This window comes from Acidovorax sp. Leaf160 (genome assembly GCF_001424265.1).
In the GTDB taxonomy this organism is placed as follows: Bacteria; Pseudomonadota; Gammaproteobacteria; order Burkholderiales; family Burkholderiaceae_C; genus Paracidovorax.
On the sequence record NZ_LMOV01000013.1, the window covers coordinates 14,420 to 34,760 of the forward strand.

General features: G+C 69.0%; 20 protein-coding genes. 7 read left to right on the forward strand and 13 right to left on the reverse strand.

Annotated features, from left to right (window positions below; translation table 11 throughout):
• Nucleotides 1–19 precede the first annotated feature (19 nt).
• Genes ASF94_RS09595 through ASF94_RS09610 form a run of 4 tightly spaced genes read right to left on the reverse strand, consistent with a single transcriptional unit; the run spans nucleotide 20 to nucleotide 4,704 of the window.
• On the reverse strand, nucleotides 20–757 hold the full coding sequence (locus ASF94_RS09595) for an ABC transporter ATP-binding protein (protein ID WP_056665018.1): 738 nt from the start codon (nucleotides 755–757) through the stop codon (nucleotides 20–22).
• Nucleotides 754–1,539, reverse strand: a complete 786-nt coding sequence (locus ASF94_RS09600) for an ABC transporter ATP-binding protein (RefSeq protein WP_056665021.1) — start codon at nucleotides 1,537–1,539, stop codon at nucleotides 754–756. Before ASF94_RS09600 ends, ASF94_RS09595 begins: the two co-directional genes overlap by 4 nt.
• Complete coding sequence (locus ASF94_RS09605) at nucleotides 1,536–3,446, reverse strand: ABC transporter permease (protein WP_056665024.1); 1,911 nt, start codon at nucleotides 3,444–3,446, stop codon at nucleotides 1,536–1,538. Before ASF94_RS09605 ends, ASF94_RS09600 begins: the two co-directional genes overlap by 4 nt.
• A gap of 25 nt (nucleotides 3,447–3,471) precedes the next feature.
• Nucleotides 3,472–4,704, reverse strand: a complete 1,233-nt coding sequence (locus ASF94_RS09610; protein ID WP_056665026.1) for an ABC transporter substrate-binding protein — start codon at nucleotides 4,702–4,704, stop codon at nucleotides 3,472–3,474.
• A gap of 217 nt (nucleotides 4,705–4,921) precedes the next feature.
• Between ASF94_RS09610 and ASF94_RS09615 the strand changes: the two genes are divergently transcribed.
• Complete coding sequence (locus ASF94_RS09615) at nucleotides 4,922–5,695, forward strand: ferredoxin--NADP reductase (RefSeq protein ID WP_056665029.1); 774 nt, start codon at nucleotides 4,922–4,924, stop codon at nucleotides 5,693–5,695.
• Between the two features lie 142 nt (nucleotides 5,696–5,837).
• On the opposite strand, the gene ASF94_RS09620 is transcribed toward ASF94_RS09615, so the two are convergent.
• Nucleotides 5,838–6,647, reverse strand: coding sequence for a glycine zipper 2TM domain-containing protein (locus ASF94_RS09620; RefSeq protein ID WP_056665032.1), 810 nt, complete (start codon nucleotides 6,645–6,647; stop codon nucleotides 5,838–5,840).
• A gap of 241 nt (nucleotides 6,648–6,888) precedes the next feature.
• On the reverse strand, nucleotides 6,889–7,875 hold the full coding sequence (locus ASF94_RS09625) for a YihY/virulence factor BrkB family protein (protein WP_082493134.1): 987 nt from the start codon (nucleotides 7,873–7,875) through the stop codon (nucleotides 6,889–6,891).
• A gap of 151 nt (nucleotides 7,876–8,026) precedes the next feature.
• On the opposite strand from ASF94_RS09625, the gene ASF94_RS09630 reads away from it, so the two are divergent.
• Entirely contained in the window at nucleotides 8,027–8,545 is a 519-nt protein-coding gene (locus tag ASF94_RS09630) for a shikimate kinase (protein ID WP_056665035.1), read from the forward strand.
• Nucleotides 8,546–8,605: 60 nt separating this feature from the next.
• Nucleotides 8,606–10,012 (forward strand): GntP family permease, encoded by a 1,407-nt coding sequence (locus ASF94_RS09635; protein ID WP_056665038.1) that lies wholly within the window; start codon nucleotides 8,606–8,608, stop codon nucleotides 10,010–10,012.
• Nucleotides 10,013–10,163: 151 nt separating this feature from the next.
• Here ASF94_RS09635 and ASF94_RS09640 read toward each other — a convergent pair whose 3' ends face one another.
• From ASF94_RS09640 to ASF94_RS09660, 7 genes are all read right to left on the reverse strand, one after another.
• Entirely contained in the window at nucleotides 10,164–10,526 is a 363-nt protein-coding gene (locus ASF94_RS09640) for an HdeA/HdeB family chaperone (RefSeq protein ID WP_056665041.1), read from the reverse strand.
• A 193-nt stretch (nucleotides 10,527–10,719) separates the two neighbouring features.
• A complete protein-coding gene (locus tag ASF94_RS09645; RefSeq protein ID WP_056665044.1) occupies nucleotides 10,720–11,100 on the reverse strand; it encodes a PH domain-containing protein in 381 nt (126 codons plus the stop codon).
• 76 nt (nucleotides 11,101–11,176) lie between these two features.
• Nucleotides 11,177–11,518 carry an energy transducer TonB gene (locus ASF94_RS09650; protein ID WP_056665045.1) on the reverse strand — a complete coding sequence of 114 codons (342 nt, stop codon included), beginning with the start codon at nucleotides 11,516–11,518 and terminating at the stop codon, nucleotides 11,177–11,179.
• 128 nt (nucleotides 11,519–11,646) lie between these two features.
• Nucleotides 11,647–12,078, reverse strand: a complete 432-nt coding sequence (locus ASF94_RS21225) for a hypothetical protein (RefSeq protein WP_156382489.1) — start codon at nucleotides 12,076–12,078, stop codon at nucleotides 11,647–11,649.
• Nucleotides 12,079–12,121: 43 nt separating this feature from the next.
• Nucleotides 12,122–12,598: a HEAT repeat domain-containing protein gene (locus tag ASF94_RS21230; RefSeq protein WP_156382490.1), complete on the reverse strand. Its 477-nt coding sequence runs from the start codon at nucleotides 12,596–12,598 to the stop codon at nucleotides 12,122–12,124.
• Nucleotides 12,599–13,372: 774 nt separating this feature from the next.
• On the reverse strand, nucleotides 13,373–14,797 hold the full coding sequence (locus tag ASF94_RS09655) for an FAD-binding oxidoreductase (RefSeq protein WP_056665105.1): 1,425 nt from the start codon (nucleotides 14,795–14,797) through the stop codon (nucleotides 13,373–13,375).
• 292 nt (nucleotides 14,798–15,089) lie between these two features.
• Nucleotides 15,090–16,016, reverse strand: a complete 927-nt coding sequence (locus tag ASF94_RS09660; protein ID WP_056665048.1) for a LysR family transcriptional regulator — start codon at nucleotides 16,014–16,016, stop codon at nucleotides 15,090–15,092.
• Nucleotides 16,017–16,203: 187 nt separating this feature from the next.
• Here ASF94_RS09660 and ASF94_RS09665 point away from each other — a divergent pair, with 187 nt between their 5' ends.
• The 4 genes from ASF94_RS09665 (at nucleotide 16,204) to ASF94_RS09680 (ending at nucleotide 20,145) form a co-directional block, all read left to right on the forward strand.
• Entirely contained in the window at nucleotides 16,204–16,929 is a 726-nt protein-coding gene (locus tag ASF94_RS09665; protein ID WP_056665051.1) for an orotate phosphoribosyltransferase, read from the forward strand.
• Nucleotides 16,926–18,185: a hydantoinase/carbamoylase family amidase gene (locus tag ASF94_RS09670; protein ID WP_056665054.1), complete on the forward strand. Its 1,260-nt coding sequence runs from the start codon at nucleotides 16,926–16,928 to the stop codon at nucleotides 18,183–18,185. The genes ASF94_RS09665 and ASF94_RS09670 overlap by 4 nt, the downstream gene beginning before the upstream one ends.
• A gap of 302 nt (nucleotides 18,186–18,487) precedes the next feature.
• Nucleotides 18,488–19,288: a GntR family transcriptional regulator gene (locus tag ASF94_RS09675; RefSeq protein WP_255355248.1), complete on the forward strand. Its 801-nt coding sequence runs from the start codon at nucleotides 18,488–18,490 to the stop codon at nucleotides 19,286–19,288.
• Nucleotides 19,289–19,335: 47 nt separating this feature from the next.
• Nucleotides 19,336–20,145 carry a transporter substrate-binding domain-containing protein gene (locus ASF94_RS09680; RefSeq protein WP_056665061.1) on the forward strand — a complete coding sequence of 270 codons (810 nt, stop codon included), beginning with the start codon at nucleotides 19,336–19,338 and terminating at the stop codon, nucleotides 20,143–20,145.
• Nucleotides 20,146–20,341 lie beyond the last annotated feature (196 nt).

The window sequence follows — 20,341 nt, forward strand, 5'->3', positions numbered from 1 at the left end:
CGCCCGCTGCGCAGGCGGCCTAAATGCCCAGGTAGGCCCGCCGCGCCGCGCCATCTGCGGCCAGATCGGCCATCGGCGCGGCATGCACGATGCGGCCCTTTTCCAGCACGTAGGCGCGGTCGGCCACGGCTTCGGCCAGGGTCAGGTTCTGCTCGCTGAGCAGAATGCCGATGCCCTCGGCCTTCAGCTGCACGATGGTGTCCGCCATCTGCTCCACGATGATCGGCGCCACGCCTTCGGAGGGCTCGTCCAGCAGCACCACCAGCGGCTGGCCCATCAGCGTGCGGGCCACGGTCAGCATCTGCTGCTCGCCGCCGCTCATGCGACCGCCCGGGCGGCGCGGCATTTCGCCCAGGTTGGGAAACAGCGTGAACAGGCGCTCGGGCGTCCAGAGCGGGGCGGGGCGGCCGTCCGGCCAGCGGCGCTGCGGCTGGCGGCCGACTTCCAGGTTCTCCAGCACCGTCAGGTCGGTGAAGATGCGCCGGTCCTCGGGCACCCAGCCCAGGCCGCGCCGGGCCAGGTCGTGCGGCGCCAGGCGCGACACGTCGTCGCCCAGGAACTGCACCCGCCCTTCGCGCCGCGCGATCAGCCCGGCAATGGCCTTGAGCGTGGTCGACTTGCCCGCGCCATTGCGGCCCATCAGCGCCACGACCTCGCCCGCGCCCACCTGCAGGCCCACGTCGAACAGGATCTGCGCGGCGCCGTACCAGGCCCGCAGGCCGTCCACCTGCAGCAGCGGCGGGTGGGGCGCGCTCATGGCGTGGCCTCCGCCGGGGCGGGCTGGTGGCGCGCCCGCAGGCTGCCGCTGCCCAGGTAGGCCGCCTGCACCCGCGCGTCGCCCTGGATGGCGGTGGGCGGGCCTTCGGCCAGCACCCGGCCGCGCACCAGCACGGTCACCCGGTCGGCATGCTGGAAGACCACGTCCATGCTGTGCTCGGTGAACAGCACGCCCATGCGGCGCTCCTGCGCCAACTCGCGCGTCAGCGCCATCAAGGCCAGCCGCTCGGCCGGAGCCATGCCGGCGGTGGGCTCGTCCATCAGCAAGAGGCGCGGGGCATGGGCCAGCGCCATGGCGAGCTCCACCCGCTTGACGTCGCCGTAGGCCAGCTCGCTGCAGGGCCGCCCGGACTGGGCGCGCATGCCCACGCGTTCCAGCAGCGCGAGGGCGTCCTCGACGCGGTGCAGGTGTGCGGGGCGCCAGAAGCGGAAGACGCGCCGGTCGGCCGACAGCAGCGCCATCTGCACGTTCTGCAGCACGCTGAGCGATGCGAAGGTTTCGGCGATCTGGAAGGTGCGGCCCACGCCGCGCCGCCAGATGGCACGCGGCGGCAGGCCGGCGATGCTCTGGCCATCGAGCAGGATGGAGCCCGCATCGGGCGCGAGCTGCCCGCCCACCAGGTTGAAGGTGGTCGATTTGCCCGCGCCGTTCGGCCCGATCAGCGCCAGCAACTCGCCGGGCGCCACGGCAAAGCCCACGCCGTCCACCGCGCGCACGCCGCCGAAGGACTTGGCCAGGCCGCTCACCTGCAGCAGGCTCATGGGCGCGCTCCTTCGTTTGCTCTGTTTTTGATAGCTAGAAGCCCCCGTATCTGCTGCGCAAAGCCCGCAATTCCCTGGGGAAACAGCAGCGCCAGCACCAGCATGGTGGCGCCCAGCAGCGCGCGCCAGTAATCGGTGTGGCGGGCGATGGTGTCGTGCAGCCAGGTGAAGGCGGCCGCGCCCACCAGCGGGCCGGCCAGCGCCTGCACGCCGCCCAGCAGCACCATGACGAGTCCGTCCACCGATTTGCCCACCGACAGGGTCTCCGGCGACACGCCGCCCTTGGAGAGGGCAAACAGCGCGCCCGCCAGCCCCGCCACCATGCCGGCCGCCACGAAGCCGGCCCAGCGCAGCCGGTGCACGTCGATGCCGATGGCGTCGGCCCGCAGCGCCGAGTCGCGCGCCGCGCGCAGCGCCAGGCCGAAGGGCGCATGCAGCAGCCGGCGCAGCCAGCCCACGCCCAGCACGGCCGAGGCCAGCGCCAGCCAGTAGAACGCCGGCCCCTCGGCCAGCCAGCCCTGGGGCCAGACACCGGTGATGCCGTTGCTGCCGCCGGTCACCGCGTCCCACTGGAAGGCGATGGCCCAGGTGATCTGCGCGAACGCCAGCGTCAGCATGGCCAGGTACACGCCCGAGAGGCGCACGCAGAACCAGCCGTAGGCCAGCGCGAAGGCGCCGGCCGCGAGCGGCGCCAGCACCAGCGCCACCGGCGCGGGCAGTCCCGCCGCACGCACCCCCAGCGCGACGGCATAGGCCCCCACGCCGAAATACGCCGCGTGCCCGAACGAATGCATGCCGGCCGGGCCCATCAGCGCGTGCAGGCTGGCGGCGAACAGGGCGGCGATCAGCACGTCCTGCATCAGCACCGTGGCATACGGCCAGACGCCGGCCGCCGCCGGCAGCAGCGCCAGCGCCGCCACGGCGGCCAGCCAGCCGGCCCGGCCGGCGCGGGTGGCGGGGCGCGGCGGGGCCTCGGCGGCGCCCGCCATGCGCGGCGGCGGCAGGGGCCGGCCCAGCAGGCCCCAGGGGCGCCACACCAGCACGGCCGCCATGACCAGGAATTCGACCACCAGCGTGAGCTTCGGGAAGGCGATGGCCACGCCCGCCACCTCTACCACGCCCAGCCAGATGCACACCGCCTTCAGCTCGGCGATCAGCAGCGCCGCCACGAAGGCGCCGGGCATCGACCCCATGCCGCCCACCACCACCACCACGAAGGCGGCGCCGATGGTGGTCATGTCCATGTCGAGATGGGCCGGCTCGCGCGGCAGCTGCAGCGCGCCGCCTAGGCCGGCCAGCAGCGCGCCCAGCGCGAACACGGCGGTGAAGAGCCACGCCTGGTTCACGCCCAGCGCGCCCACCATCTCGCGGTCCTGCGTGGCGGCGCGCACCAGCGTGCCCCAGCGCGTGCGGTGCAGCAGCAGCCACAGCAGGCCCAGCACCAGCGGCCCCACGGCGATCAGGAACAGGTCGTAGGCCGGGAACTGCCGGCCCAGCAGCGGCACGGCGCCTTCCAGCCCCGGCGCGCGCGGGCCGAAGAGTTCTTCCGGGCCCCAGGCCCAGAGCACCGCGTCCTTGATGACCAGCACCAGCGCGAAGGTGGCCAGCAGCTGGAAGAGTTCAGGGGCGCGGTAGATGCGGCGCAGCAGCGTCAGCTCGACCAGCGCGCCCAGCAGGCCCACGGCGACCGGCGCCAGCAGCAGCGCGGGCCAGAAGCCGATGGCGCCCGCGAAGCGTTCCACCAGCGAATAGGCGATGTAGATGCCCAGCATGGTGAACGAGCCATGCGCGAAGTTGACGATGCGCGTGACGCCGAAGATCAGCGACAGGCCCACCGCCACCAGGAAGAGGGTGGACGCGCCGGCCAGCCCGTTCAGCAGCTGCAGCAGCAGGCCGGAGAAGTCCACGGTCGAGGCGTGCGAGCGAGCGGAGTCAGGGCGCCGCAGGCCGCAGCTGGCGCACCTGGACGTCGGAGGGCTGGAACTTCGCCCCGTCCATGTAGCGGAAGTCCACCATCACGCCGCGGCCGTTCTCCAGCCGGGTCTTGCCGACGAAGGCGCCCATGGTGGACTGGTGGTCCTGCGCGCGGTAGGTGATGGGGCCGAAGGGCGTGTCCAGCTGCAGGCCACGGAAGGCCGCGATCAGCCGCTCCGTGTCGGCCGAGCCGGCGCGCTGCAGCCCGGCGGCCAGCGACAGGATGGCGTTGTAGCCCACCACCGAGCCGGCCCGCGGGTAGTCGCCAAAGCGCTTCTGGTAGGCGTCGACGAAGGCCTTGTGTTCCGGCGTCTGGATGGCCTGCCACGGGTAGCCGGTGACGATCCAGCCGTCCGGCGTCTCGCCCTTGAGCGTGTCCAGGTACTCGGGCTCGCCCGACAGCAGGCTCACCACGCCGCGGCCCTGGAACAGGCCGCGCGTGTTGCCTTCGCGCACGAACTTGGCGAGATCTGCCGCGAACAACACGTTGAAGATGCCGTCCGGCTTGGCGTCGGCCAGCGCCTGCACGACGCTGCCCGCATCCACCTTGCCCAGCGGCGTGGCCTGCTCGGCGACGAATTCCACATCGGGCTGGGCCGCCTTCATCAGCGTCTTGAAGGTGGCGACGGCCGACTGGCCGTATTCGTAGTTGGGGTAGACCAGCGCCCAGCGCTTCTTGCGCAGCTGCACCGCCTCGGGCACCAGCATGGCGACCTGCATGTAGGTGGAGGGGCGCAGCCGGAAGGTGTAGCGGTTGCCGTTCTCCCAGACGATCTTGTCGGTCAGGGGCTCGGCCGCCAGGAAGAACACCTTCTTTTGCCGCGCGAAGTCGGTCATGGCGAGGCCCACGTGCGACAGGAAGGTGCCGGTCAGCACGTCCACCTTCTCGCGGGCCAGCAGTTCCTCGGCCGCCCGCACGGCATCGCCAGGGTTGCCGTTGTCGTCGCGGGTGACCAGCTGCAGCTTCTTGCCGCCGATGCCGCCGCCCGCATTGACCTGCTCCACCGCCAGCTCCATGCCCTTCTTGTAGGGCTCCAGGAAGGCGGGCTGGGCCTTGTAGCTGTTGATCTCGCCGATCTTGTAGACCGACTGTGCCTGTGCCTGCGCCTGGCCGGGCAGCAGGCTTGTGGCAAGGACGAGGGAGGCAAGGTTGGCAAGGGCTGCCAGGGAGGTACGGCGATTCGAAGGCATGGTGTGTCGTCCTGGGGGCGGAACCGGGTGCATAAGCTTCTGCAATATGGGAATGTACCCGCGCCGCCGGTTTGCCCGACAATACTGGGGTTTGCCCGCATGGCAGGGGGCAGCTTCAGAACGTCGCCCCGGCCCGTTCCGGCCACCGGCCCTGCCACCCGAGACGGGTTGACCGTCATCGTCGTCGAATCTTTTCTAATCCGGACACTGCCATTCCATGAGCGCCTTTCTCGAAGAACGCGTTTTGACCGTTCACCACTGGACCGACCGCCTGTTCTCCTTCACCACCACGCGGGACCCGGCCCTGCGCTTCTCCAACGGCCACTTCACCATGATCGGCCTGAAGGTGAACGACAAGCCGCTGCTGCGCGCCTATTCCATCGCCAGCCCGAATTACGAGGAACACCTCGAATTCCTGTCGATCAAGGTCGAGGACGGCCCGCTGACGTCGCGCCTGCAGCACATCCAGGTGGGCGACACCATCATCGTCGGCAAGAAGCCCACCGGCACCCTGCTGATCGACTACCTGCTGCCCGGCAAGAACCTGTACCTCATCGGCACCGGCACGGGGCTGGCCCCCTGGCTGGCCGTGGCACGCGACCCCGAAACCTACGAGCGCTTCGACAAGGTCGTCGTGGTGCATGGCGTGCGCCAGGTCGAAGAGCTGGCCTACCAGGACCTGTTCGAGAAGGAACTGCCGGAGCACGAACTGCTGGGCGACATCGTGCGGGACAAGCTGGTGTACTACCCCACGGTCACGCGCGAGCCCTTCCGCAACCAGGGCCGCATCACCGACCTGATCGAGAACGGTACCTTCCCGGCCAACATCGGCCTGCCCGCGTTCGACCCGGCCGTGGACCGCGTCATGCTGTGCGGCAGCCCCGCCATGCTGGCGGACCTGAAGGAAATGCTGGAAAAGCGGGGCTTCCAGGAAGGCAACACCAGCACGCCCGGCGACTTCGTGGTCGAACGCGCCTTCGTGGAGAAGTAAGCGCTGCACCGGCGCCGCAGCGCCGGCGTCTGCCGCATGCCCATGACAAAGGCCGGCCCGGAGAATTCCGGGCCGGCCTTCGTTTTTGTGGGGTGGCTCCGGTCTGCCTGGCGTAGGGCCCGGGCCGACCTGCCGTCCGACGTCAGTAAGCGTTCACCACGCGCACCGGCTGGCCGTTGCCGTAGCGGGCGTCACCGCCCTGGTCCACGCGGAACGAACGGCCGTCGACGCGCACCTGCGTGCCCTCGGCCACGGGTTGCGAGCGGGTGAAGGTGCGCAGCGAACCGTCGTCCATCCGCACACGCACCTGGTAGGCGGTGGTGGTGCGGGTGCGCTGCTCCACCGTGTGGCCCAGATAGCCGCCGCCCACGGCGCCCAGCACCGTGGCTGCCGTGCGGCCATTGCCCTTGCCCACCTGGTTGCCCAGCACGCCGCCCAGCACGCCACCGGCAACCGCGCCGATGCCGGTGGCCGGCGCCGCCTGCTGCACGGCCTGCACCGACTCCACCCGGCCGCAGCTGGCGCAGACGGGCTGGCTCGACACCGGGCGGGAATACTGGGGCGATGCGTAGCCACCGCCGCCCGGGGCATAGCTGCCGCCCTGGGCATAGTCTTCACGCGCGGGGGCCGTGGCCGGTGCGCGGCTGGCCGTGGAATGGGCGGCTGGCTGCGCGCGCTGCACCGGCGCTGCGGGTGCCTTGGCGGCGGTGTTCTCGTCTGCCAGTGCCATGCGGCCGGCCGCGCCTTCAGGCGCCGCGGTGGCGACCGCCACGGGCTGCACGGCAGCGGCATTGCGGCCCGACTGCTGCACCGCCAGAGTGGCACCCAGCGCCACCACGCTCACGCCCAGGGCGCCGACTGCGGCCCAGAGCCATTTGGTGGATGCACTGGCGGGAGCCGCGTGGGTCTGCGCCGGGAACAGCGGGTTGGGGGATCGGACGATGTTGCCCATGATGTAAGTCCTCCTTGGAGTAGTCGTCGGCAGAGTACCTGGGAGGCTGCTTTACAAGGCGAGGCCAGTTGTAACGGCCGTAAGAAGGCGTCGTGCGGAGGCCTCGGTTTGTAGGAGTGCGTCCAGCCGGGGCGCGAGCCGGCGGCGGGTCTCGCCCGTGCCTGCCCTTGATCGGAGACCAACGCTCGGTGCGTCACGCAACCGTGGACGGGCAGGCAGGGCCCGGGCAATGGGCTGGAGATCACCCGCTGACCGGCTTGCGCTGGCGGGGCGGCGCGGCTCCGCCGGCCCCAGGGGGGGCGTCTTCGCGCGGCAGCCCGGTGTGCTGGGCATTGGCTTCGCGCACTTCCTGCAGGGCGCGGGCGCAGGCGGCCGAGAACAGCAATACGGCCGAGGAAAAGAAGATCCACATCAGCAGCACCACCAGCGAACCCGCAGCGCCATAGGCCGACACCACTGCCGCCGTGGACAGATACAGCGCCAGCAACTGCTTGCCCACGGTGAACAGGATGGCACCCACCACGGCGCCGAACACCAGGCAGATCATCGAAGGCTTGGGGCCACCCCCGATGCGCATCAGGCCCACGAACAAGCCCACGGCGATGGCGAACGCCACCAGCTCGTTGACCACCAGCAGCAGCGTGCCCGAACCCATCGGCAGCGCGCCGCTGGCCCAGTGGCCCACCATGTTGATGCCGGTGGACACTACCAGCGACACCAGCAGCAAAAAGCCGATGGCCAGCACGTAGCCCAGCCCGCGTAGCCGCAGCGACGCCATGCGCCACCACGCCTTGGTCGTCTGCGGCGCCGGGGGCTGGCCGCCGAGCCAGAGGCGCTCCAGCGCCGACTGCAGCTCCACGAACACCCCGGTCGCGCCGGACAGCAGCAACGCAAAGCCGAACAGCGAGGCGAGGCGGCCCTGCGAAGGCTCCTGCGCACTTGCGAGCGCCACGCGGATCGCGTCCGCGCCCCGATCGCCCACCACGTGCTGCACCTGGGCGATGAGGTTGGTTTCCAGGTACGCCTTGTCGATCCACCAACCCATCACGCCCACCAGCAGCAGCAGCAACGGGGCCAGGCTCAGCATGCCGTAGAACGACATGGCCGCGCTCATGCGCGGGCCATCCACATCCATCCACAGATTGGCCGCGCGGATCAATGGGGCGATGGGCCGCAGCATGCGCTGGGCGCGGTCGGCCACACGTTCCTTGAAAGAAGAAAGTGCCATGCCCGATTGTCGGCCACGCAGGCCGGCGCAACTGTCAGTTGATGCCGACAGGCCGGCTGCGGCGTCCCATGTCCTGCCAAGGCAGAGTGCGGGCCGTACACTCCACGGCTCCCATCGCACCCACCGACAACGACAGGACAGGACACAAAGAATGCAGACGCGCTGCGCACTGGTCGGCATGCCAGGCTCGGGCAAATCCACGGTCGGCCGTCATCTGGCGCGGCGGCTCGACGTGCCCTTCGTGGACCTGGACCAGCGGATGGAAAGTGCCTTGGGCACCAGCATCCGCGCGTACTTCGAGCAGCACGGCGAAGACAGCTTCCGCGAGCGCGAAACCGCCTTGATGGCCGAGATCGCCGCCGAGCCCGGCGACATGGTGCTGTCGACCGGCGGCGGCATCGTGCTGCGCCAGCCCAACCGCGCTGCGCTGCGCGACTTCGGCCACGTGCTGTATCTGCGCGCCTCGCCCGACGAGATCTTCAAGCGCGTGCGCCACGACAAGGCCCGCCCGCTGCTGCAGGTGGCCAACCCGCTGGAACGCCTGCGGGAGCTCTATGCCGTGCGCGACCCGCTCTACCGCGAAGTCGCCCATTTCACCGTCGAAACCGGCCGGCCCAGCGTCGGCACGCTGGTCAACATGATCATCATGCAGCTGGACATGGCCGCCTGAGCGGCCCGTTCGCAGCGCCTGCCACTTCCCCCTTTTTCCGCTCCTCCGGGCTTTGCTGACATGACTCCCCACGACATCCAATTGCTGGTCACCGCGCTGGTCAGCGTGCTCTGCCTGGTGGCGCTCATCGTGTCGCGGCTGCGGGTACACCCGCTGCTGGCGCTGCTGATCGTGTCGGTGGGCGCGGGCCTTTTCACCGGCATGCCACTGGACAAGCTGGTCGCCGCCATCTCGGGCGGCGCGGGCAAGACGCTGGGCGCGGTGGGGCTGGTGGTGGCCCTGGGCGCCATGCTGGGCAAGGTTCTGGCGGACTCCGGCGTCACCGACAGCCTGGCCAGCGCCATCCTCGACCGCGCATCCCGCAAGGCACTGCCCTGGGCCATGGCGGGCGTGGCCTTCATCGTCGGCATTCCGATGTTCTTCGAGGTGGGGCTGATCGTGCTGCTGCCGCTCATCTTCGGCGTGGCCCGCAAGCTGGAGGCCGAGCAGAAGGGCAGCGGATCGGCCTACGTGTACGTGGGCGTGCCCGTCATTGCCGCGCTGGCCGCCATGCACGGCATGGTGCCGCCGCACCCCGGCCCGCTCACCGCCATCGCCACGCTCAAGACCAGCGTCGGCGCCACGATGATCTACGGCTTCATCGCCGCACTGCCGGCCATCGTGCTGGCCGGGCCGGTGTACGGCAGCTTCATAGCCAGGCGGCTGACGGTGCGCCCGGACGACGCGCTGATCGCGCAGTACGCACCCGATGCTGCGGCGGCCAAGGAAGCAGCCCACGGCGCGCCGGCCACGCACAGGGCGCCGCCCGGCCTGGCGCTGGGCGTGCTGGCTGCACTGGCACCGGCGCTGCTCATGCTGATGCATGCGGTGGGCGAGATGCTGCTGCCCAAGGGCTCCGCGCTGCTGCACTTCACGGCCTTCGTCGGCCACCCCATCATCGCCATGCTGCTGGGCGTGATCTTCGCCGTGCTGGCGCTGCGCCCCGGCCAGCCCGAGGCCGTGCGCAAGGCGCTCAGCGACAGCATCAAGCCCATCGCCAACGTGCTGCTCATCATCGCGGGCGGCGGCGCCTTCCAGCAGGTGCTGACCGACGCGCGCGTGGGCGACGCCATCGTCCACCTGAGCCAGCAACTGCCCGTGTCGCCTCTACTGCTGGGCTGGCTGATTTCCATGCTGCTGTCGGTCTCCACCGGCTCGGCCACCGTCGGCATCGTGGGCGCCGCGGGGCTGCTGGCGCCGCTGGCTGCATCCGGCAACGCCGTCAACCAGCCGCTGCTGGCGCTCTCCATCGGCTGCGGCTCGCTGTTCTTCAACTACGCCAACCATGCGGGCTTCTGGCTGGTGAAGGAATCGTTCGGCATGAGCCTGGGCGAAGCCACCAAGACCATCTCGGTCGTGCAGTCCATCGTCGCGCTGGTGGGGCTGGGGATGGTGATGTTGATGAACCTGCTGCCGCCGCTGGCCTGACGGCCTCTCCCCCGCGCGGTGGCGAAGGCGCCCACCCCGACACTCGTACCTGTACCCGTACCCGTACCCGTACACGTACCCGTACAACGAGGAGCCCCGCACTGCCATCGCGCAGTGCGGGGCTCCTTTTTTTGGGGCCCAGCGCGGTCGCTTACTTGACGGTCTTCGGTGCGTGGCCGTGCTTGCTGCCCACCGGGTCGGAGGCCATGCTGCTGGCCATGACCTGGTCATAGGCCGACTTGGTCAGATTGACCGCGCAGTACTGGTCCAGCTCGGGCTTGATCTTCTCGATCGCATCTTCCTCGAACACCACGTCCTTCGCGCCCTTCTTGGTGTGGCCCACCGCGTAGTAGATGAACTTCGGCTTGACGGTTTCGTTCAGCGCCACGTAGTCCGCGCAGGTGGTCTTGACCACAGGCCTGGCAGGCGCAGCCGGGGCGGGTGCCTGGGCCAGGGCGGCGGTGGCGGTCACGGCAGAAACCGTCAGGGCGGTGAGACAGGAAAGAACTCGCATGGTGTCACTCCTTCATTCAGTGGTTCGTCTGATTCGGCGCCGGCACTGCTTGCATGCCATGCCATGCCGGTGTCGGTGCCTTGACGCTGGCGGCGCATCGGGGAATCGGCAGCGACGACTTCACTGTAGGAACCGTGACTTAGACCATGCCTAAAAGAACAAAGAGGTGGCCCGCGCCCGGTCCGCCCTGCGCTCACCCCCGCAGCACATAGCTGGCCAGCACCGCCTGCACCTCGTAGATGCTGAGCTTCTTGTTGAACTGCTTTTGCACCGGCACGGGCGAGCCGGAGATCCAGATCTTCAGTTCCGCATCCAGGTCGAACGTGCCGGCGGTTTCCACGCTGAAATGCGTGATGCTGCGATAGGGAATCGAGTGATAGGCCACCTTGCTGCCGGTGATGCCTTGCTTGTCCACCAGCACGAAGCGCTTGTCGGTGAAGACGAAATAGTCGCGGATCAACTGGTAGGCATGCTCCACCTTCTCGCCCGGCGCGAGGATCTGTGCGAAGTCCCGCTGAATGGCTTGCGGGTCGATCTTGGAAGCATTGCCGAGTACGCCGTCGAGCAGGCCCATGGGGGTTGTCCTTGGAGGAATGGTTGGGGGGATGAAGGATATCGACTCGACCTTCGCCGTTCGATCACCCGAGACATCATTCGAGAACGAACCGGTAGGGAACCGACCCGCAACTGCGAACCCGGCGCCCCGAGAGCGTCTGCGCTGGCCGGAACGTCGACCGCCTGACCGCGTCGACGGCCGCAGCGTCGAGCAGCGCGCTGCCCGAGCTTTGCCGCGCCTCCACATCCTCCACACGACCGTCGGGCAGCACGCAGAAGTGCACGCGCACATTGCCTTCGATGCCGTAGCGCCGAGCAGCCAGCGGATAGCTGGGCACGACAGCCTGGATGCTGGCAACGGGCTGGGTGATGGGGTCGGATGGCGTGGCACATGCGGTCAGCAGTCCGGTGGCGAGCGTGGTGAGAAGCGGGCGCATGCGATGCATCGTGCGTGCAGTCTGGATCGTGAGTGCAGGTGTCCACTGGGCCAAACAGGAAGGCCGGTGATGGAAGCGCGGTTCGACGTGCCGAGTTTTTTTCGATGCCCTATGGAGTGCAGCGCGTGTCAGTCACCCCAAAGAACAAAGATGGAAGTGCCCTGATCGGCTGCTTGGGTCAGAAAATCTGAAAGGCTTTCGAAAAGCCATATATCGCTCTTGCTTCCGGACTTCTGGAGAATGTCCTCAAAATAGTCACGCCCAAGCCGGCCCAACTCATGCGCCACCAGAGCGACTGACGAATTGTTGAGGTACGCAATGTGAGGGTCGCCGCTGCCATCTTCAGCGCTCTTTCTGTCGCCACGAAAGAGCTTGCCAACCACTGCATCGGGCGCATGGGCTTCAAGCGCATATTGCCAAGCAGGGAAAGAATCTTCGCCATCAAGCATAGGAGAAGATTCGGCTCCAATTTTTTCCAGCAATTGATACCAGTCGCTTTTTGAGACCGCCTGGTCAACAAATTCTTCGGGCGCCTGGGTTGCATAAATAATGCTAGGCATATATGAGACCTCGTGAATCAACAGCGTGGCTTGCAGGTAATTATCAGCCGCCGTTGCGTGCGCCCAAACCGTCCAGTGTCTCCCTCGCACGTGCTTGAGCCTGTAATTCTGCATTGCCCAGGTCGCTGCTCACCTGTTCTTGCAGCTGAACAAGAGGCGCATCACCCGCAATGCCGGCCAGCAGTTGCCGAATCCGGGGCGAATCATAAGCAGCGGCATGGATGGCCCAGGCAGCGTCGTACCTGACCCAAGCGGAAGAGTCTTCAAGCCTGCGAGTGAAAGCCTCTTTCAGAGAGGGTGCGTCAAAAGCTTCTGAGCGGCGGCAGGCATTGACTGCAATGCGCCTGACATGCATGTCGGGGTGGTCAAACAGTTCCGCGACAAGGCGTTCTACCACCTGCTCGATATCCGGAAGCTCTGCGAATGCCACAGCCAGTCGTACCTCGTCGATCGGCATGATGGGAAAGCTCTTGCCAAGCGCGATCGATCTCTTCTTGAGTTTTTCGAAGTCTGATGACATGGAATATGAGGGCTAACGAGACTTGGACGGCAGACATCCTACTGCTGGCAGTCCGTCAATACAACGAGCCTGAGTGCATCTCGCCGCAAACCAAAGATCACAGCGTTGAGGAAAACCTGAATTTTCGCGAATGAAATCCATGCTGAATCCACCATTTGATTCGTTGGCCTAGCGGCCCCCACCCCAGCTGCTGGATTGAATGCGCGTGCACCTTCGCATGCGGCATTCCAGCATTGGTGCCGGGCACGCCATATCGACGGGGCTCGCCGCTTCATTCTCTTGCACGGGGTGAAGGCAAGGGCCGCAAGGACCCGAAGTCGGTGCAGCGCGCGGTACGACAGGGTGCCCCGCGTGCGGGCATCGACAAGCCGGTATCGCCGCAGCTGCTGCGGGATTCTTTCGACACCCGGCTGCCGTGGGCGGCCAACACCTTCGCACGCTGCAGGAACTGGTCGGCCCCACGGACGTGAGCACAACCATGCTCTGTACGCACGTGCGGAAGCAGGGCGGGCGCGGTATCTGGAGTCCGCTCGACGCGCCGTGCATCCGCGAACTTCCGGCCGAGGCGCGTGCTTGATGGATTGCGCCACGCTACCCCTGTTCGTGCTGCGTGCGTGCAACGGCGGATTACAGAACACGCCTTGGGTTCGACAAGCTCAGCCCCCACGGTAGAGGGGCGGTTGAGACATATTGCTGGTGGTCGGGCCAAACCCGCTTGTAGCGCCCGCCGATCCAGCGCAGGTTGCTATCCAATACATAGCGGCCAACGCGAGGTCACATCGCGAAGATCTTCCCCGGATTCAGGATGTTCTTCGGGTCCAGCGCCTGCTTGATCGCCCGCATCATCGCCACCGCGCCGGGGCCCGTCTCGTCCAGCAGAAACCCCATCTTGTGGATGCCCACGCCGTGCTCGCCGGTGCAGGTGCCGCCCAGTGCCAGGGCGCGGGCCACCAGCTGGTGGTTCAGCGCTTCGGCCTTCTGGCGTTCTTCCGCGCTGTTCGGGTCGATCAGGTAGCCGAAGTGGAAATTGCCGTCGCCCACGTGGCCGACGAGGAAGTACGGAATGCCGCTGGCGTCGGCTTCGGTCACCGAGTCGAGCAGGCAGTCCGCCAGGCGGCTGATGGGCACGCAGGTGTCGGTGCTGATGGCGCGGCAGCCGGGGCGGCTCTGCACGGCGGCAAAGTACGCGTTGTGCCGCGCGGTCCAGAGGCGGGTGCGCTCCTCGGGCGTGGTCGCCCATTCGAAGGCGTTGCCGTTCCATTCCTGCGCCAGGGCCTGCACGGTCTCGGCCTGTTCCTGCACGCCGGCCGGTGAGCCGTGGAATTCCATCAGCAGCATGGGTTCTTCACGCAGGCCCAGCTTGCTGTGGGCGTTCACCATGCGCACGGTGTGCTGGTCGATCAGCTCCACGCGGGCAATCGGCACGCCCAGCTGGATGGTCTGGATGACGGTGCGCACGGCCTCTTCGATGCTGGGGAACGAGCAGATGGCGGCGCTCACCGCTTCCGGCAGCGGGTAGAGGCGCAGCGTGACTTCGGTGATCACACCCAGCGTGCCTTCGCTGCCCACGATCAGGCGCGTCAGGTCGTAGCCGGCGGCGCTCTTCTTGGCCCGGGTGCCGGTGCGAATGACCTCGCCACTGGCGGTGACCACTTCCAGCGCCAGCACGTTCTCGCGCATGGTGCCGTAGCGCACGGCGTTGGTGCCGCTGGCGCGCGTGGCGGCCATGCCGCCGATGCTGGCGTCGGCGCCCGGGTCGATGGGGAAGAACAGGCCCGTGTCCTTGATCGCTTCGTTCAGCTGCTTGCGGGTGATGCCGGGCTGCACCGTGACCGTGAGGTCGTCGGCATCCACGCGCAGCAGGCGGTTCATGCGGCTCACGTCGATGCTGATGCCGCCCTGGATGGCGAGCAGGTGCCCTTCCAGCGACGAGCCGGCGCCATAGGGGATGACGGGTACACCGTGCTCGGCGGCCAGGCGGATGGCATCGGCCACGTCCTGCGAGCTCTCGGCGAACAGCACGGCCGAGGGCGGCGGCGCCTGGATGGAGCCTTCGTCGCGGCCGTGTTGTTCACGCACCGCCAGCGCGGTGGACAACTGCGCGCCGAAGCGTGCCGCGAGCGCATCGAGCATCGCAGGGGGCACCGGGCGCAGGGGCACGTCGGGCAGCAGATGGGTGGCGGTGACGGGAGCGTTCATGGCGGCGGTCTTTCGGCGTTGTTCGGCGAGTCGCAAACGGCGGGTTGCATCCAGCGTGGCATCGCCCGCTTGGGTGCGCAAGAAAGAGGCGGGCACTAAGGAGCGTTTGCACGCACACACTGCGGCAGTGGCAGCGCCGGCGTAACCCGCGCATCCCATGCAGACGGTCTACAAATTCTTGAAGGAGATCGCTTCATTCTAGAAGCCACCGCGCACGGATGCACGCGGGTCGGCGCTTTGCCCCGACAGGCGGGACGACACACCGCGTGCTTGCCGGCCGGAGCCGTGGCGCTCAGGGCTGCTGCTGCGGCGTGACGTGGTCCGCGAAGCGCTGCGCCGCCACGGGCAGGTCGGCGAACCGCAGCGCGTACAGGTTCAGCTCGCGGTCGGCCCAGGCATCGGTCAGTGCGACGGCGCGCAGCTGCGTGGCCTCGCCCAGCGCGCGGAAGGCGCCTTCGGGCATCACGCCCAGGCCCAGGCCGCTTTCCACCATGCGGCACAGCGCGCTCAGGCTGTCCACCTCCATGCGGCGGGCCAGCACACGGCGGGTGGCGCGGGCTTCCTGCGCCAGCGACTGCTGCACCGTGCTGCTGTCGCGCAGGCCGATCTGCGGATAGGCCAGCGCGCGCTCGTAAGGCACCTGCTTGAGCCGCGCCAGCGCGTGGCCGCGCGGCACCACCAGCACCAGGCGCTCGCGCCGGTAGGGGCGCGACTCCAGCCCCAGCACCTCGTCGCTGGCGCCGCAGATGCCGATGTCGGCCGCGCCTTCGCGCACCGCCTGCGCCACGGCGCGGCTGGCCGCCTGGCGCAGGTCGATGCGGATGTCGGGATGGCGCTGCATGAAGCCGGCCATCTCCGCCGGCAGGAACTGCTCCACCACCGATGCGCTGGCGCACACCCGCACATGCCCGCGCACGCCGCGCGCGAACTCGCCCAGGTCGGCGTGCAGCTGCTCCACCGCCAGCAGGATGGCGTGCGCGTGCTGCAGCAGCTGCTCGCCGGCCGGGGTGGGGCGGGCCCCGCGCGCGTGGCGCGCCAGCAGCGGCGCCTGGGCCAGGGCTTCCAGTTCGGCGATGCGCTTGCTCACCGCAGAAGGCGCCATCTGCCCGCGCTCGGCGGCGCGCGCGATGCTGCCGGCTTCGCAGACCATGATGAAGAGATCGAGCGTGCCCAGATCGAGCTGGCGCAGAAAGCTGCGGGATGACAGAAGGCGGGACATGGGGGAAATCGATGGGGAGGAAAGCGCTGTCGGCAAGCGGCAACCCATGCAAGAGCCGAGCCACGCGGCGGCGGTGCAGTGGGCCGGCGAGCCATCGCGTTTCGGAACGGCTGGCGGAGATTTTTGCACTTCTCCCCACCCGCGCCTCTGCCTACAGTGCATCACTTGCTCATTCAGCAGGTTGCCGATGGTCTTCTCACCCTCCGATGCGGCGCGCACCGCCCGCGCCCTGGTTGCCACCGATGCCGTGCGCATCGCGGGCGACACGCCCTTCTTCTACACTTCCGGCTGGGCCAGCCCGGTCTATGTGGACGTGCATGCGCTGCTGAGCGACGTCGCCTGGCGCACCGACCTGATGGACGCCGCCGCGCGGGCGGCGGCACCGCTTGTCAACCAGCAGGGCATCACCGCCGTGGTGGGTTCCGAAAGTTCAGGCATCGCCTTTGCCGCCTGGCTGGCCGACCGCCTCGCGCTGCCGATGCTGTATTTGCGCAAGCGACCCATCGGCTGGGGCGTGCAGGCGCAACTGCAGGGGCGGCTGCCGCAAGCGGGCGCCAACGTGCTGCTGGTGGACGACGTGACCACCGACGGCCGCTCCAAGCGGGCCGCCGCCGCTGCCCTGCGCCAGGCCGGCACGCAGGTCACCGATGCGATCGTGCTGTTCGACTACGCCATCTACCCGCACGCCGCCGCCGAGGCGGCCGCGCAGCAGGCGCTGCAGCTGCACGCGCTGGCGTCGTGGCCGCACCTGCATGCCGCGCTGATCGCATCGGGTCGCCTCACCGCGCAGCAGTTGCGCACGCTCGCCGACTTCACCGCGTCGCCCACGCAGTGGTCTGTGGCCCACGGGGGTACGGGCGGACCGGGCGGTACGGGCGGTACGGGCGGCGCGCCCGTGGAAGGTGCCGCATGAACACCGCTGCATGGCGCAGGCAGGCCGAGGCGCTGCTCACCGAGGTGGCCGACGCCACCCGCGACGGCCCCGGCATCACCCGCGAAAGCTACGGGCCTGGCGAAGATGCCGCCCTGCAGGTGCTGGAGCGGCATGCGGCCGCGTTGGGGCTGGCCTGCGAATACGACGGCGCACGCAACCTGTGGATGCGCCTGCACGAAGACACGCGCCCCGGTCCGGTGATCGTCATCGGCTCGCATGTCGATTCCGTGCCCCAGGGCGGCAACTACGACGGCCTGGCCGGCGTGGTGGCCGGCATGCTGGTGCTGGCCGCGCTGCGCGGCAGGCATGAAGGCAGCGCACCGCTGCGGGTGCTGGCGCTGCGCGGCGAGGAAAGCGCCTGGTACGGCCGGGCCTACATGGGGTCGATGGCGCTGCTCGGGCGCTTGCCCGCCGCTGCGCTGCGCCTGCCGCACCGCGCGGGCGGCGGCACGCTGGGTGACGCCATGGCACGCTGCGGCGCCGACGTGGAGGCCATCGCGCAGGGCACGCCCCTGCTGCCCGAGCCCGTGGCGGCCTATCTGGAACTGCACATCGAGCAGGGCCCGGTGATGGTTGCGCGCGGCTGGCCCGTGGCGGCCGTCACGGGCATTCGCGGAAACGTGCGGCACAACCGCGTGCGCTGCATCGGCGAGACCGGGCATTCCGGCGCCGTGCCGCGCTGGCTGCGCAAGGACGCGGTGCTGGCCGTGTCGCAGCTGCTGTCGCGCATGGACGAACACTGGCGCGTGCTGCTGCAAATGGGCATGGACCTGGTGATGACCAGCGGCATCTGCACCACGCCGGCGCAATCGCACGCGGTGTCGGTCATTCCCGGCGAGGTGCAGTTCAGCTTTGAAGCCCGCAGCCAGGACGCGGCCACGCTGGAGCGGTTTCACCAGCTGATGCAGGCCGAGTGCAGCGCCATCGCGGCCGACCGGGGCGTGCGGTTCGAGTTCGACGAGCGCCTGACCACCGCTCCCGCCACCATGGACGAGGGCTGGATCCAGCGTTTCGAGGCCGTGGCCGCGCGCGCCGGGCAGACGCTGGAGCGCATCCCCAGCGGCGCGGGCCACGATGCGGCCGTGTTCGCCGCTGCCGGCATTCCGGCGGCGATGCTGTTCGTGCGCAACGCCCACGGGTCGCACAACCCGCAGGAAGCGATGGACATCGACGATTTCCTGCTGGGGGTGCAGTGGCTGGCCGAAGGGCTGGTGGAGCCGCCGCACGCCGGCTGAGGGGCTGAGGCGATGCCGGGCCGGCGGCATGCCGTGCCCCGCCCGTGGGCGTGGGCGGTGCATGCGGCGCCACCTTGGTGCGCCGCCGGCCCAGGAGCCCCACCCCAGCGCGCCGTGTGGTCTGGTATGGCGGTCTGACTGAACCACCTCTGTGCACGGTGCTTGAATACAAGCGGGCACGGTTCCTGCTGAACCGTGGCATGGCTCCCGCCGCATCCGTGCCTCCCACCTCTTCGTCGCCCGCTTCCGCCGGCCCCGCCGCTGCGGGGGCTGCTCCATCCGCTGCGTCCTCCGCATCCGCCATCAGCGATCGCATCATGGAAGCCGTGATGGCGCAGAAGCTGCCCCCTGGCACGCGCCTGGGCGAGCAGCAGCTGGCGGCGCTCTTCGACTGCAGCCGCACGGTGGTGCGCGAAGCGCTGATGCAGCTGTCGGTGCGCGGCATCGTCACCGTCAGCGCACGGCGCGGCTGGTACGTGGTGGAGCCGTCGCAGGACGAAGCCCGCGAAGCCTTCGAGGCGCGCCGCGTGATCGAGCTGGGCCTCATCCGGGGCATGAAGCAGCCGCTGGCCAAGCCGGCGCTGCAGTCGCTCAAGGCGCACCTGCGGCGCGAGAAGGCCGCCGTGCGCGGCACCGACGTGGCCGCGCGCAGCTTTCTGCTGGGCGACTTCCATGTCTGCCTGGCCGAGTGCCTGGGCAACCACCTGCTGGCGGACACGCTGCGCGATTTCACGGCCCGCACCACGCTCATCGCCATGCTCTACCAGTCCTCGCACGATGCGGCGCAGTCGTGCGAAGACCACGTGCGCATCGTGGCGGCGCTGGAGTCGGGCGATGCCGCAGGCGCCGAGGCGCTGATGGAAGAGCACATCGGCACCGTGCAGGCCCATTTGCGCCTGCCGGCGCTGGCCGATCCGCTGGCCCGCCTGCGCGGCGCGCTGGCGCCGCTCGCCGCGGCCGGCGCAGCGCCCCAGGCCGCGTCCAAGCGCACTGCGGCACAGCCCTTGCATTCCCCGCTGGCGCGCAGCAAGCCGCGCCGCGCATCCACGCGGCCTGCGGCCTCGACGGCCCGGGTGCCGCCTGCCGTCGATCCGCTGCCCTGACTTCACCCACCCCACCTCACCTCACCTTGCACTGGAGCGCTCCTGCCATGACCCACTCGTTCTCGCTTTCCCGCCGCCACCTCGCCCTGGCCGTCGCTGCCGCATCGCTGCTGGGCAGCACCGTTGCCCACGCGCAGACGGCGCTCGACAAGATCACGCAGTCCAAGACCATCAAGATCGCCGTGCCGACCGACTACCCGCCGTACGGCTTCGTCGGCCTCGACCTGAAGCCCCAGGGCCTGGACATTGCCATGGCCGAGCTGATCGCCAAGCAGATGGGCGTGAAGCTGGAGATGGTTCCCGTCACCAGCGCGAACCGCATTCCCTACGTGCAGACCAAGCAGGTCGACCTGGTGATCTCCACGCTGGGCAAGAACCCCGAACGCGCCAAGGTGATCGACTTCACCCACGCCTACGCGCCGTTCTTCCAGGGCGTGTATGCGCCCAAGAGCCTGTCCATCAAGTCGTTCGACGACCTGGCGGGCAAGACCATCGCCGTGGCCAAGGGCGCCATGGAAGAGCAGGAGCTGGCCAAGGTCGGCCCCGCCTCCATGCAGTTCAAGCGCTACGAAGACCAGGCTGCGTCCACCGCCGCCTTCGTCGCGGGCCAGGCCCAGGTGCTGGCCACCAGCGTGTCCAACGCCGGCCTGATGGCGCAGAAGAACCCGCAGCTGGGCGCCGAATACAAGCTGCTGATCAAGGACAGCCCGTGCTTCGTGGGCGTGGCCAAGGGCGAGGACGCGCTGCGCGCCAAGGTCAACGAGATCATCCTGGCCGCCAGGAAGGACGGCACGCTGGACGCCATGGCCAAGAAGTGGCTGGCCCGTCCTGCGGGCGATCTGCCGCTGAGCGAGTGAACACCCTCCTTAGCGGCTGCGCCGCTCCGGACCACCGGCAGAGGCGGCGGCTCTTCGTGCACGTCCAAGCCTGCGCAGGCAGGCTTGGAGCCGCGGCACTCAGCCCCCGCTCTCTCCGCGCTGCGCGCTACGGGCAGGGGGACGACGCCAGTGGCCGGGCGAAGCCCGTTCCACGGCGTCTGCTGGCTTGGCCTGC

Excerpts from the sequence above, each read along its gene's own strand:
- ASF94_RS09600 (WP_056665021.1), bottom strand. The coding sequence starts at position 1,539 with ATGAGCCTGCTGCAGGTGAGCGGCCTGGCCAAGTCCTTCGGCGGCGTG.
- ASF94_RS09615 (WP_056665029.1), top strand. The coding sequence starts at position 4,922 with ATGAGCGCCTTTCTCGAAGAACGCGTTTTGACCGTTCACCACTGGACC.
- ASF94_RS09655 (WP_056665105.1), bottom strand. The coding sequence starts at position 14,797 with ATGAACGCTCCCGTCACCGCCACCCATCTGCTGCCCGACGTGCCCCTG.
- ASF94_RS09680 (WP_056665061.1), top strand. The coding sequence starts at position 19,336 with ATGACCCACTCGTTCTCGCTTTCCCGCCGCCACCTCGCCCTGGCCGTC.
- ASF94_RS09630 (WP_056665035.1), top strand. The coding sequence starts at position 8,027 with ATGCAGACGCGCTGCGCACTGGTCGGCATGCCAGGCTCGGGCAAATCC.
- ASF94_RS09635 (WP_056665038.1), top strand. The coding sequence starts at position 8,606 with ATGACTCCCCACGACATCCAATTGCTGGTCACCGCGCTGGTCAGCGTG.
- ASF94_RS09645 (WP_056665044.1), bottom strand. The coding sequence starts at position 11,100 with ATGGGCCTGCTCGACGGCGTACTCGGCAATGCTTCCAAGATCGACCCG.
- ASF94_RS09650 (WP_056665045.1), bottom strand. The coding sequence starts at position 11,518 with ATGCGCCCGCTTCTCACCACGCTCGCCACCGGACTGCTGACCGCATGT.
- ASF94_RS21225 (WP_156382489.1), bottom strand. The coding sequence starts at position 12,078 with ATGCCTAGCATTATTTATGCAACCCAGGCGCCCGAAGAATTTGTTGAC.
- ASF94_RS21230 (WP_156382490.1), bottom strand. The coding sequence starts at position 12,598 with ATGTCATCAGACTTCGAAAAACTCAAGAAGAGATCGATCGCGCTTGGC.
- ASF94_RS09620 (WP_056665032.1), bottom strand. The coding sequence starts at position 6,647 with ATGGGCAACATCGTCCGATCCCCCAACCCGCTGTTCCCGGCGCAGACC.
- ASF94_RS09665 (WP_056665051.1), top strand. The coding sequence starts at position 16,204 with ATGGTCTTCTCACCCTCCGATGCGGCGCGCACCGCCCGCGCCCTGGTT.
- ASF94_RS09595 (WP_056665018.1), bottom strand. The coding sequence starts at position 757 with ATGAGCGCGCCCCACCCGCCGCTGCTGCAGGTGGACGGCCTGCGGGCC.
- ASF94_RS09625 (WP_082493134.1), bottom strand. The coding sequence starts at position 7,875 with ATGGCACTTTCTTCTTTCAAGGAACGTGTGGCCGACCGCGCCCAGCGC.
- ASF94_RS09640 (WP_056665041.1), bottom strand. The coding sequence starts at position 10,526 with ATGCGAGTTCTTTCCTGTCTCACCGCCCTGACGGTTTCTGCCGTGACC.
- ASF94_RS09610 (WP_056665026.1), bottom strand. The coding sequence starts at position 4,704 with ATGCCTTCGAATCGCCGTACCTCCCTGGCAGCCCTTGCCAACCTTGCC.
- ASF94_RS09670 (WP_056665054.1), top strand. The coding sequence starts at position 16,926 with ATGAACACCGCTGCATGGCGCAGGCAGGCCGAGGCGCTGCTCACCGAG.
- ASF94_RS09660 (WP_056665048.1), bottom strand. The coding sequence starts at position 16,016 with ATGTCCCGCCTTCTGTCATCCCGCAGCTTTCTGCGCCAGCTCGATCTG.